Origin of the sequence: Moorena sp. SIO4E2 (assembly GCF_010671945.1) — a bacterium.
In the GTDB taxonomy this organism is placed as follows: domain Bacteria; phylum Cyanobacteriota; class Cyanobacteriia; order Cyanobacteriales; family Coleofasciculaceae; genus Moorena; species Moorena producens.
This window is the reverse complement of record NZ_JAAHIE010000038.1, coordinates 1-12,981: the sequence shown is the minus strand read 5'-3', so window position 1 is coordinate 12,981 and position 12,981 is coordinate 1. Positions and strand designations below refer to the sequence as shown.

At 46.4% G+C, this 12,981-nt stretch carries 5 protein-coding genes; 2 read left to right on the top strand and 3 right to left on the bottom strand.

Annotated features, from left to right (window positions below; genetic code table 11):
* Window positions 1-23 precede the first annotated feature (23 nt).
* Entirely contained in the window at window positions 24-6,869 is a 6,846-nt protein-coding gene (locus F6K37_RS07235) for a type I polyketide synthase (RefSeq protein ID WP_063747918.1), read from the bottom strand.
* An 11-nt stretch (window positions 6,870-6,880) separates the two neighbouring features.
* Window positions 6,881-9,322: an AMP-binding protein gene (locus F6K37_RS07230; RefSeq protein ID WP_008179434.1), complete on the bottom strand. Its 2,442-nt coding sequence runs from the start codon at window positions 9,320-9,322 to the stop codon at window positions 6,881-6,883.
* A gap of 89 nt (window positions 9,323-9,411) precedes the next feature.
* On the opposite strand from F6K37_RS07230, the gene F6K37_RS07225 reads away from it, so the two are divergent.
* Window positions 9,412-9,699, top strand: a complete 288-nt coding sequence (locus F6K37_RS07225) for a hypothetical protein (protein ID WP_287249201.1) — start codon at window positions 9,412-9,414, stop codon at window positions 9,697-9,699.
* A gap of 36 nt (window positions 9,700-9,735) precedes the next feature.
* Here the strand turns inward: F6K37_RS07225 and F6K37_RS07220 are convergent, their stop codons facing one another.
* Window positions 9,736-10,770, bottom strand: coding sequence for a hypothetical protein (locus F6K37_RS07220; protein ID WP_008179432.1), 1,035 nt, complete (start codon window positions 10,768-10,770; stop codon window positions 9,736-9,738).
* Window positions 10,771-11,489: 719 nt separating this feature from the next.
* Between F6K37_RS07220 and F6K37_RS07215 the strand changes: the two genes are divergently transcribed.
* A complete protein-coding gene (locus F6K37_RS07215; protein ID WP_008179429.1) occupies window positions 11,490-12,875 on the top strand; it encodes a hypothetical protein in 1,386 nt (461 codons plus the stop codon).
* The last annotated feature ends 106 nt before the right edge of the window (window positions 12,876-12,981 follow it).

Here is a 12,981-nt window from a genome sequence, read left to right as displayed (position 1 = left end):
GTTACTTGTTACCTTTTCAATTTTTAATTTTTCAGGTTTAATCGCTTTTCGGCGATAATTGCAACTATAGCATCTGGTGCATCGACATGGAGGTTATGTCCTCCTGATAGTTTGACTGTTTTAGCGTGAGGTATTGCAGCTTGTTGTAAGGCTAGGTCTTCGGGTCGGTTAAAGTTGCTATTATTGCCATAAACTAAGGTAGTGGGAGCTTTAATTTGACTCAGTAGCTGTGTGTATTTATCCCGATTAAAACCTGTTCCACTTAAACCAATTCCCGTACGAATTTGCAGTCTTGGATCCCAGCGCCAACGTACACCACCATCAAAAGGTTCGGTAAGTCGCTGAGCATGTTTTAAAGCTAATTCTTCAGAGAGGTTGGGGGTTAAGCGGCGCAGACGATTAGCAGCAGCTTCGATATCCGCAAAGACCTGGTGTTGGGGTGGGGATGCTAGATAATCTAAGTGGGTTGCTATATTTTGAGCGGTTTGATCGTCCTTCTGTTCTCCTGGTAGCACGGGCTCCAGCAATAGTAAGGATTTGACCTTTTCCGGTCTGACACTGGCAAAGGTGGCAGCAACTACAGCCCCCATGGAATGACCGACTAGAATAAATGGCTGGTCTGTCAGTGCCTTTGCGTTCGGCTCTGCCGTGCCAAAGGCGATCGCATCCAAATCCCCTAAGTAGTCAATTAATTGATAAGACCCTCCCATACCTACATGCTGGGAAAGTCCATGGCCTCGCTGGTCAGGTGCAACGACTCGATATCCCATACTTGCTAAGGGACGGGCAATTTCTTCCCAAGCCGCTCCATGTTCTAACACACCATGGACACATAGGATTAATTCTCCATCCGCCGGACCCCAACTACACAGACAAAGCTGTAAACCCCGCACGTCTAGATAAGACTCTTGCATCGGTTCAAGTTCTTCGCGTAGCGTGGCCTTTTGGCCAAGGTTAGGAGGTTGAAGGTTAGAAGGTTGAAGGTTAGAAGGTTGAAGGTTAGAAGGTTGAAGGTTAGAAGGTTGTTCGCCCTTCGGGTTCGAGTCGGGTAGGTTGGCTGGTTGGGCTGAAGGTTCAACCAGTAACGGCAATTGATAATCTAACCGTGTCGCCACCTCTTCCGCAAATTTCCCCAAAGGCCGGGGCAACTGGATTTGCCGCCAAACTTCTCCCAAAGTCGAATCAATTTGGTTATGGTTGCGGAAATTGGGGTCATCTACCGGTAGGGATTGGGGATGAACGCCATCGGTCATCCGCTGACCTTGATAGGGTTCTAAAACCGCCTCATCAAAAGGAATACCCAGAAACTCACACAACTTTGCCATCACCAAAGCAGGTTGCTTGACTAGTTCCTCGTAATACACTAAATGATGATTAGATGGTGCAATTTCCTCGAAGAAGTCTAGGATATTACGGTTACAGGTTGTCCAAACTTGCTCTGCTAGCCAATAAGGGTCCACCTCATCAAAACCAAGGATTTTATCCATCCGATTTTTCACGAACGAATCAATTACAGCATAGGGATGACGTACCAGATGAATATACTTCGCTTCTTCAAATAAATCTTCCGCGTGCCTTAGGGTTTCCAGACTGCCAGCATAGGTAGGAGACTTATCCACAAGAGTACGTTTACCCGTTAGTTCCTGTAACCTGCCATAAACCTTCTGAATTGACCAATCTTGCTCCGTTATCTCCTCTACCAGTGTTGTACTTGCTTCGGCATCTAGGTTCATGATTTCCATGAAAGCTCGCGCTAACCCTTCTCCTAAGTGAGTTGAACCTAGGGATTGATTGCGCTCAGCCATAGTGTCAAAGGGCAATAGGTGTAATTCTGGTGGACAGAATAAATCCCGATGACCAGCTAGCATCACCCGCAGTAACGTAGAGCCTGACCGAGGGCTACAGAGCAAAAACACCATGCTCCGATTGCGCTGGCTGGGTTTGGTAAAATTGCGTTCGCTATTGTTATTCCATGCCCAAGGATTAGCCCAATTCTTAATATCTGAGAGACTAGTAGTGGTCAATGAGGTTTGGGTTGGCTGGGGCTGATGAAGCCGTTCCATCTCCAAAGCCAAGTACTCAGCTAGAGCCGTAATCGTTGGTCGCTCATAAAACTCCCTAGGATAAAGAGTTATCTTCAGGTCTTTCTTACAAGAATTGAGTACCTCTACAATCATTAAGGAATCAGCACCCAAATCCATCAGGTTGCTCGACCCTGAGATTTCCCGACTTATCCCTAAAGCCTTAGCAATCTGTTGCTTAAGGTAATCTTTTAATAACTCTTCCCGTTGGGTTGTTGTACTGGCGAGCAGTTGATCAAAAATCCCAGAATTGTCGTTTTCCCCATCCCCCTGAGGCGGTAGTGTTTCTGTTGTGATTACCTCTGATAGGAATAACGGTAACTCTATCGGTAGTCGTTCTTTTAACTTTGACCACTCCACCGGTAATACCCCCACCTGAGCCCCATCTTGTGCCAGAAGAAGTTGTTCGAGTATCTGTAATCCCTGTGGTGCTTGAATTGGCTCGATTCCCAGCATTGCCATCCGTTTACCGACGCCAGCGGCTAAACCCATCTCAGCCCAAGGTCCCCAATTAATACTTAAAGCTGGGCTACCTTGGCCTTGTCGATAATGGCTTAGGCTATCTAAAAATCCGTTAGCTGCGGAATAGTTTCCTTGACCAGGGGTACCTAGGATAGAAGTAGCCGAAGAAAATAGTACAAATAAGTCTAGGGCTATATCCTGAGTCAACCTGTGTAAATTCCAGGCTCCCTCAACCTTCGGTTTCATCACCTTGGCAAATTTTGCCCAATCTTGATGCAGCAGCACCCCATCCTCTAGGACCCCTGCACCATGGATAATTCCTTTGAGGGGGGGTAGGGAAACCTGAATTCTGTTGAGACAGTCCCTAACTTGTGCTTCCTGGGATACATCCACCTGCTCCAGGACTACCATCACACCTTGTTCTTCTAATTTCTTTATTATTTCTGACGCCCTAGGATTTGGTTGGCTTCGTCCTACCAGTACTAAATACCTTGCGCCCTTGCCTACCATCCATTCAGCTACCTTTAACCCCAGTGACCCCAAACCACCAGTAATTAAATAGGTGCTATCTGGTTTTAGCTGCAATGGTGAGCTAGCAAGTTGGGACTGTTGCTGTTGATGAATCAGTCGAGGCACATAGGTTTGTCCATCCCTCAAAACCAATTGGTTTTCTCCCTCTGGCCGTAATATCTGCTTGAGCACCATTAATGATTGCTCTTGGTAGTGCTGCTCAGTGCTCAGTGCTGAGTCTTGGCTTGGTTCTAGGTCTATTATCCCTCCCCAGAGTTCCGGATGTTCTTGGGCAATAACAGCACCTAAACCCCATAGGGGAGACTGGGCAATCCGTAAGGATTTTTTTGTCTTACCTGCCGGTTGGGTGCCCTCGGTAACTAACCACAGACGGGGGGATTGAGCTAATTCTGCTTTCACCAAAGCTTGCAGCAGATGCAAGACACTACCACAACCGTTTTCTAAGGTTACATCTAGGGGAAATGTTTGGAATCCGTCCAGTGCGGGAGTATCTAAACTCCACATATGAACCACAATCACAGATGTTGCTGTTAGGGATTCGACTTCTTGAGCTAACAGACGCTGAAACTGTTGCGGTTGCGCTGGGTTAATTTGGTAATGGTTTGCTTGTAATTGTTCATAGCTTGAACCACGGGAAATTAGCAAAACCTTTTGGCATTTTGCTTCCAGCTGTTGAATTAATGTTTCTCCAAATGTTTCTCCAAAGCCGCCTTGATCAGCAAAAATCAACCAAGTTGTACTAGATGTAGATATATCAGTAGATACATCAGATGAATCTACATCCTTAGGTCGCCATGCTATCTCATACAACCAATCCCCATAGGAGGGAGTGGATAGTTGGCCATAGGAAATCGGGGATAATGGTTTTACTGAAGTGGTATCTAGCCAATACCGTTGCCGTTCAAAAGGATAAGTGGGTAGGGAAACTAGACGACCGGGGTTATGCTGATGGAATCTTCCCCAGTCTACTGATGCGCCATGTTTATATAGGCTTGCCAAACTTTCCAGCATTTGCTGACTATCTGGTTTTCCTGGGCGCAAACTTGGTATAGCTGTGAGCTTTCCTTTCGGTAAGCAGGCTTTGCCCATTCCCAATAGGCTAGGCTTCGGTCCTACTTCCACACACAGATGATAACCCTGTTGATACAGGGTTTCCATGCTCTGGTAAAATTTAACGGACCCACGGACATGGTCACACCAATACTCGGTCGTAGCGATCGCGGCAGTAGCTAATTTTCCAGTTAGATTCGAGATTATCTCTATTTGCGGGGGATGTAAGGATATTTCCGATAATACCTGGGCAAAATCTGCCACCATTGGTTGCATGAGGGCAGAATGGAAGGCATGAGAGACTGGCAACTTTAGTGATTTGACCTTTTGAGAGCGTAGTCGGGCTATCACGGTTTGAACCGCCTCACTTTCCCCAGAAATCACAATATTTTCCGGACCGTTAATGGCAGCGATTGAGACTTTGTCGGATAGGGCTTGAATTGCCTCAGTTACCTGCTGCTCATTGGTCAACACCACCGCCATCTCACCACCTTCTGGCAACTGTTGCATCAAACGCGCTCTTTGGGCAATCAGCTTTAGCCCATCTTCTAAGCTAAAGACTCCTGCTACAGTTGCTGCCACATATTCCCCAACACTATGACCCATAACCACGGTTGGTTCGATGCCCCAAGACCGCCATAACTGAGCCAGGGAGTATTCTAGAGCAAATAATGCTGGTTGGGTGTAGGCCGTTTGATTTAATGTTGAGTTGTCACTGTTGTCGCTGAAGATTTCCGCATACAGCACATCCAGTAACGGCTGTTCTAAATAGGATTGCAGAATTTCGGCGCATTGGTCGAGATAGCCAGCAAATATTGGTTGGGTTTCGTAGAGTTGCCGTCCCATACCACTATACTGAGAGCCTTGACCGGTAAAGAGGAAAACGATTTCGGGGGGAGTAGGGCTATTTTGTGCTATTTTATCCGAAATCGTTTCGCTTTGTGTCAACTTGGTCAGTTGTTGCTGCAACTGGTCAGTGGATTGGACTAGGAGGGCTAGACGATAGTTAAAATGCGATCGCCCTTTATTGCTGGTCAAACAAATATCTGCCAGTGTGCTTGATGGCTCAGATGCTATGAAGTCTATGTATCGCTTTCCTAGGGCTTGCAGGGCGGTTGCCGTTTTGGCAGACAAGGTAAATAGATGATAGTTTTGCTCTTGATCGTTTTGATCTTGAGATTTTTTTTCTTTATCATTACTTGTCGCTTTTGTCAAGTCTGGCGCTCCTTGTAGCACCACATGAGCATTGGTTCCTCCAAAACCGAAAGAACTTACACCAGCAAATGGCGGAATAACATCCCATGGCCAAGGCTCCCACTGCTGCTGTACTCGCAGGGGCAGTTCATCAAAGGGAATATGGGGATTTGGCTCCTGGAAATGGAGGCTTGGTAAAAGTTCTTGGTGCTTGAGGGATAGGGCGACTTTGATCAAACTAGCAATACCAGCAGCTGCTTCTAGATGACCGATATTAGATTTGACCGAGCCAATAGCAACAGGCTTGTTGGTAGGGTGCGTTAATAACGCACCGGATAACGCACCGGATAACGCACCGTAGTTATCAGAGTTGTTATCAGAGTTGTTATCAGAGTTGTTATCAGAGTTATGTTCCAAAAGAACCGCTTCGCGATCGGCGAAGCCGCGCCAAAGGCGATCGCGTTTTAGGACATTTCCCAAGGCCATCGCTTCAATCGGGTCTCCCAGTAGGGTTCCGGTTCCATGGGTTTCTACATACTGCACATCTGACGGTGAAATGCCCGCTTGCTGGTAGGCCGAGACTAGAACAGCTTCCTGAGCATCTCTACTAGGAGCCGTTAGCCCATTAGTGCGCCCATCTTGGTTAACCGCACTGCCTCGAATCACAGCATAAATTGGATCTTTATCGATCAGGGCTTTGGATAGGGGCTTTACTACTATCACCCCAGCCCCCTCGCCCCTGACAAAGCCATTGGCACGGGAATCAAATGCCTTACAGCGACCATCAGGAGATAAAGCCGTTAACTTACTCAACCCAACCGTCACCACTGGGGTTAGCATCAAATTCACTCCCCCTGCTAGGGCTAGGGTTGACTCACCATTCCATATACTCTGACAAGCCAAATGAATTGCCACTAGGGATGAGGAGCAAGCGGTATCAACCGTTAGACTTGGCCCTTTTAAATTCAGTAGGTAGGAAATGCGATTAGCTGCCATAGTGGAAGCTACACCAGTATTGGTATAGGTATCCACCACCTCTGGACTTTGGAGGAGCAGCTGACCATAATCATTAGTGGAAATGCCAACAAAGACCCCCGTTTGGCTTCCACTGATTTGGCTAGGCACTTGGCCTGCATCCTCTAGTGCTTCCCAAATTACTTCCAACAGTAGTCGCTGCTGGGGGTCGATATAGGTAGCTTCCCGAGGAGCAATGCCAAAGAATTCTGGATCAAATTGATCAACATGCCCTAGGAAACCACCATAACGGCAATACATTTTGCCTGGTGCGGTGGGATCCCCGTCGTAAAATTTCTGGATATCCCAACGGTCTGGTGGCACTTCAGTAATAGCATCCACACCATTTTTGAGCAGTTGCCAGAAGGAGTTTGGGGAAGAGGCACCTGGAAAGCGGCAGCCAATCCCGATAATAGCAATAGGTTCTTTTAACCCTTTCCTCTTTTGCAGCTGCAACTCAAGAAGGGCGCGTTTTTCGGGGGAGAGATTGGCAATCCGCTTAGCAATATCATCCACTGGCAACATAGATCGAAACATAGATCTAGGAACTATTTGATGGGTTTTCCCAGAATTTCTTGGATTTGTGCTTCTGAAAGCATTTCCAACTCAGCTAAGAGTTGGTCTACCTCTTGATCACCACTGGAGGAAATCGATTGAACCGTCACCGGTGAACGATAAAAGGGTGTCGAGGTGAACCGATCCAGATTCTGGAACTGTGCCTCCCATAATTGTTGCATCTCACTACCTGCACTCGACACTCTCGGTTCGATTTTTCTTGGGCTGTCCCCCTGGTTTGAGTTGCTTTGTTGACTTACTGTGGCCAGATATTGGCCAAGGGACTCGATATTGGGATAATCATAAGCCAGTGTAGGAGACAGAGGCACCCCTAACCATTCTTCGAGATCATTAGCTAGTTCGACTGCTGTTACTGAATCTAGACCATAATCAGCAAAAGACTTGCTGATGTTAATAGACCTGGCAGGAAGTTTTGTTTCTCGCGCTAGCCAATCTACTATCCACTTTTGAAGTGTATGGCGGGTTTGCTGAAGGCCGATAGTATTAGTAGTGGGTTCTTTTTCTGGTTTGGTTGGGGCAATGGTTGGCTGCTGCGCCAAGCTCGATTGCCCTACAACTGTCAAGCTATTGTTTAGAAATCCAGCTCGACAAGCATGGCGCTGTACTTTGCCACTGGATGTCTTGGGAATACTATTGGTCTTGAGCAATAACACAGCATAGACTTGAAGCTGGTATTCTTGGGAGATGGCACTGCGGATGGCTTCAACCACTTGATCTACATCTAGTTTCCGCAGGTAATTCCTGGAGACTTCTTGGACAATAACCAATTGCTCAGCCTGTTCCACTTCCACAGAAAAAGCTGCGCCATAGGCAGGGCGAAGAGCCGGATCACTTTTTTCTACGGTCAATTCTATGTCTTGGGGATAATGGTTGCGACCCCGGATAATAATTAAATCCTTGAGACGACCTGTTACAAACAACTCACCATCCTGGATAAATCCTAAGTCACCAGTGCGCAGCCATGGTCCTGAACCGGTATCAGCTAGATAGGCATTAAAGGTTTTTTCCGTCACCTCTGGTTGATTCCAATAGCCTTGAGCAACGCTTGGCCCTTTTACCCAAATCTCTCCGACAGCACCGGCTTCGACTTGGGTGAGGGATTGGGGGTGTGCGATCGCAATTTTTTCATTTAACCAAGTCCGCCCACACCCGACCAGGATTCGAGTCGGCACATTACCATTAGACTGACCATTAGACTGATTGAGACGATTTTCTGGCACGGGAACCACTCGATTTTGTTCAAGAGCTTCCCCTTCAAATTCCCTTACCACTGGAGGTTGGTCTTTCAAGCCCCCAGTGACTAATAATGTGGTTTCTGCCATGCCATAACAGGGGTAAAATGCTTCCCGACGGAAGCCACAAGGGGCAAATTTTTGAGCAAATCGCTCTAATGTCGAGGCTCGAACCGGCTCTGCACCAGTAAAGGCCGTTTGCCAACTGCTCAGGTCTAGGGTTTCTAATTGCTTAGGGGTAATTTTCTGCACACACAGCTCATAGGCAAAATTCGGAGCACCACTGGTAGTCACCTGATATTTTGAAATTGCTTTTAGCCAGCGGTAAGGCTTGCGGAGGAAATCTACTGGAGCCATCAGGATGATGGGAAGACCAACATAAAGGGGTTGTAGGATGCCGCCAATCAGTCCCATATCATGGTAAGCGGGTAACCAAGATAATCCTCTGCTTTGGGGTGTATCTTGGAAACACCGATTAATCAAAGCTGAGTTGTATAACAAATTCCCGTGGCTAACCATCACTCCTTTGGGTTTACCCGTTGAGCCAGAGGTGTACTGTAGAAAAGCCAGGGTGTTGCTTGTTTGGCGCACGGGCGGTTGTGTCTTAGCGCGCGGGTCACGCGCGACGCGACCCTTAGAGTCCGGGTGCTGCCAATCGGATTCCTGGTGCGTAGGCAGATTGTCAGTAGCCAGCCACTTCAGTTGCTTGTTGGCGGAATTTTCAGCTAGCTGAGTCTCTATTTTCTCTAATAGAGGGGTAGTAGTGAGGGCAAATTTGGCCTGAGCATCTGCCACAATTGCCTCTAGCCTGGACAAATTTTGATTGGAGCGGGGGGGATAAGCAGGAACGGCTAACACTCCCGCATACAAGCAGCCGAAGAAGGCTGTGATAAACTCTAAACCGGGTGGATAGAGTAGCAACGCTCGCTCCCCTTTAGCGTTCTGGTGTAGAAGCTCGGATGCGATCGCTTGGGCGTGGTTGTCTAACTGTTTATGGGTAAGGTAGCGGTCTGGGGTTTCCCCGTTCAGTAGAAATGTATAGATTATCTGATCCGGCTGGTGTATTGCTCGGTAACGTAGCAGGTCTACTAAGGTAGAAAATTTTTGTATATTCTCGCTCATCTGATCTAAACTGTCTTTCATCCCTGCACGCCTTATTTTCACAGCCAAATCGTCGCCCATCCCCTGATCGATAGATTTCTTCAGCCTTTTTCTAGACTACAACAATCGTTTATTATCTATTAAGATGGGCATTATTGGCCAATAGCTTAATGAAATACCAATTCCCCTTAGTCATTGGAGGTAAGCATTCCGCTATCAGCATTCCGCTATCAGCATTCCGCTATCAGCATTCCGCTATCAGCATTCCGTTATCAGCATTCCGTTATCAGCATTCTGTTATCAGCATTCCGCTATCAGCATTCCGCTATCAGCATTCCGTTATCAGCATTCCGCTATCAGCATTCAGCCAAGGACTTGTGTCCACGCTACTTGATGTGATTTTGAATAAAAGAGGTAAGCTAAGGCCAAAGGCAGCGCTACGCGAACGTAAGGTCTGAGTTACGGCTGACGGCTGACAGCTGATTGCTGATAGCTTACGTTTCAGTCATGACTTTCAGGCGAATCAGCTGCTCTCCACTCTCGTCCAAAGGAACTTCAATCACGTCACCCGCTAGACGATCCATACAGGTCAGCAGCAATCGCAAGTGGGGAGTACTTGACCCGGTATCCACATACAATCGGTCTGACAGACTACCTAAACGCTTCCAGGTGGTATAGAGTTTGCCAACAGTCTTTTCTAGTGCCAAGGCTTGTTTCACTAAATCAGCAGCAGTGTTTAAACACTCAAGCCGTAGCGCTTCATCTAAAGCCAGTTCCATATCCAAGGATGTGTGATTGATAGCTTGGACTTGGGCAGATGCATCTAGATACTTGGCTAAGCAACGGGCATCTGAGGTCACGTGTTTAACTGTGTCCACATCTGGGTTAGTAGCAATTGCCTCTTGTAATGGAATCAGGTGGATTTCTGGCAGCTTTTCCATCTCTTTGACCAATGGGGCTAGGTAACTGGATGGGAGACCCCCTTCAGCGGATTTTTCTTTAACTTCCTCTGGTAGTAATTCTGAGGACATGGCAGTCCATTGATCAGATGCCTGTTTGACCTCCCGGCGGGTGATGCGATCGCCTTGTTGAGCTCGTTCTGTCACCAGCTGCTGGACTTCGGGAGCCGACTTAGCTGTTTCCACAAATGCCCGTTTACTGAAGTTATTAATGGCATCATGACTAAGCTGACCCTCGATTAACAGAGTATCGGCACTGTTAGCCAGTTCAATCAGGGAGTAAGCCTGACTCTTGCCGATTTCCCGACTTTTGAGCCAATTTAAAAATCCAGCTCCCCTTCCTTCACCCCCTTTTTTCTCCCTGTCTCTTACTACTCGTAGAATCCGTCCCCGCCAGATATCGGTCTGTAAGTCAAAGCGATCGCATACTCGCCAAGCGTAATCCACTAGCTGTTCAAAGTCGGTTTCCTGAATTTCTTCATCCTCTGGGTCCGGGAGTTGGAAATCCAGATCCATGGGTTCGTTGAGCAGGGCAGCGAGTTCGGCGGTAGAGTCAGGCACTTGCACCATAGGGAAAGATTATCCAGTCACGGTAAACACGATTATTGCACGGTTTCCGAATTATAGGACTGTACGCTACCCCTAGATGAGTGTGAATTTATTGTCTGGCATAATACACCAGATGTATAGGTTATTAGTCGTTAGTCATTAGTTTGGTTGCTTTTAAGATCCGAGTTTGACCGTAAACCTAGTTAATGGGATTTAATGCGATCGCACAACTAGTCTGGAATCTTCTAGGCTACTCAATCACTAAAATTTTTACGCCATCACTAGTTTTTTCAAGCCTTGTAAAAATTTTATTATAATCCTTACTAAGTATTGCTTTTTTACGGCAATTTATCCTCTCATTAACTATTTTTTTTTGTCTTAAATTTACATTAACTTAAATCTATTTACGAATATTTATAATAATTATTATAACCTCAATCAATTACATAAATTAATTTTAAGGGCTTACATTGTGCGCCCTTACTCGTCTAATCAGCATCAACTTATAACCGCTATAATGCAAAATAGATAAAATCGAAAAAAGACTACAAAAGACTACTATAGCGTTTCCTAGTAAGCCTGAGGTACATCTAAATTAAATTATTGTTACCTATTTCCTAATCCCTAAAAACCAGTACAAAATTTCCTCACCCACATGTACTTTTATTAAGCCTGAAATAATTGGCAACAAAGGTGGTAAATTATAGCCAACATAGCAAGAGTATGAGAGGTGCATCAAGATGAATCAAAAGAAAACTACTGACAATAAAATAATCCCAGGGAGCTTGGCATTAGCATTTGCTTTACTCATCGGTGCAGCCTGGTGGGTAAGTAGCTCTAACTCTCGCTCCTTGCAATTAAAGCCTATTAGTACTCCGTCTATAGAAGATGTCAACTCTTCTACTACATCTTCTACGACAACAGAGAATGCAACCGAGAATGCTGATGCTCAAACAAACCTTAACCTTAAGGGATTAGGGGATACCGACCGTGGTTATTCAATCCTCAGTAGTGCTAACTTCCGAGACGCTCTGGTTAAGCGGGGGATTGGTTTCAATTATGCTCAAGAGTCAGACCAGGAAACTCGTGCAGCAGCTCTGGGTCAGGAACAAGCTGATCTGATTGGCACTAGCTTAGACCAATTCCTGACTCACAAGCCTAACGGCAAAATCGTTGCTCTGTTGAACCGAACAGAGCAAACAGATGGTAATCAACCCAACTTAGATGTAGTAGTGGCCTCTGAGCGTATCCTGAAATCCAATCCCAAAGAGATCCAAGATTTTGTAGAAACATACTACGACCAGGTAGAGAAAGCTAATCTCAGGGATGGGGAAACTGCCAGTAACGGAATGCAGTTTTTTACAGCAACTGAGGCGAAAGATTGGATGAAATCAGGAACTTTTGCAACAATAATAGGGGAAACTGCGGGAGTGTTGGTAGCTTCGGGTAAAGCAAAAGATGTTCCTGTTAATACCACAGAACTGTTTACCGCTAACTATCTGCCCCCAACAGCTGAGCAAAGTATAGCTACAACCCTTCCCACTGATCAGAATCTGCCGGAAGTTGCGGCTCAACCTCAAGTAGATGATTCTACTGAAGCGGATCAAGCGCAGGGATCACAACCGGAAAAAACCGTTCTTGATACAATAGCGAGTGGGGAAACCCCCAAGACCGCGCTCCCTCCCCAAGACCGCGCTGTATCGCTTACTGAAGCAGAACAAAAACCTGACTCTACCGCCACTCAAGTAGCTGAGGCAGATAATAACACTGAGGCTTCAGTTCCAGGAAAAGGTGAGGAAAAGCCAGAAGTTGCGGCTAAATCTGAGGATTCCTCTAACACTGAAGCGGATCAAGCTAAGGAATCAGAACCGGAAAAAACCGTGACTGAACCAGAACAAAAACCTGACTCTACCGCCACTCAAGTGGCTGAGGCAGATGATAAAGCCAAGGAATCGCAACCAGAACAAAAATCTGAACCTAATCGGACTCAAGTGCCAGAGGCAGAGGGACAAAACCCCCAGCCCCTAACTAACTTAGAAGTTTTAGGTGAAGTCAAGTTTGCCAAGGCTTCGTTTCAATTAAGTCCGATACTTTTTAGCTACCAAAATCTACTTTGCAGATTTTAGCCCACTAATGCAAGCTGCTCTCGCAGCCAGGGGGTATCTCCCAAGGCCAAGATAGGTTTTGTTCCGCTCAAGGCGCATAAATCTGTGTTTAATAGAAAACACAACA

Coding starts and splice junctions, on each gene's coding strand:
- F6K37_RS07235 (WP_063747918.1), bottom strand. CDS start 6,869: ATGTTTCGATCTATGTTGCCAGTGGATGATATTGCTAAGCGGATTGCC.
- F6K37_RS07215 (WP_008179429.1), top strand. CDS start 11,490: ATGAATCAAAAGAAAACTACTGACAATAAAATAATCCCAGGGAGCTTG.
- F6K37_RS07220 (WP_008179432.1), bottom strand. CDS start 10,770: ATGGTGCAAGTGCCTGACTCTACCGCCGAACTCGCTGCCCTGCTCAAC.
- F6K37_RS07225 (WP_287249201.1), top strand. CDS start 9,412: ATGAAATACCAATTCCCCTTAGTCATTGGAGGTAAGCATTCCGCTATC.
- F6K37_RS07230 (WP_008179434.1), bottom strand. CDS start 9,322: ATGGGCGACGATTTGGCTGTGAAAATAAGGCGTGCAGGGATGAAAGAC.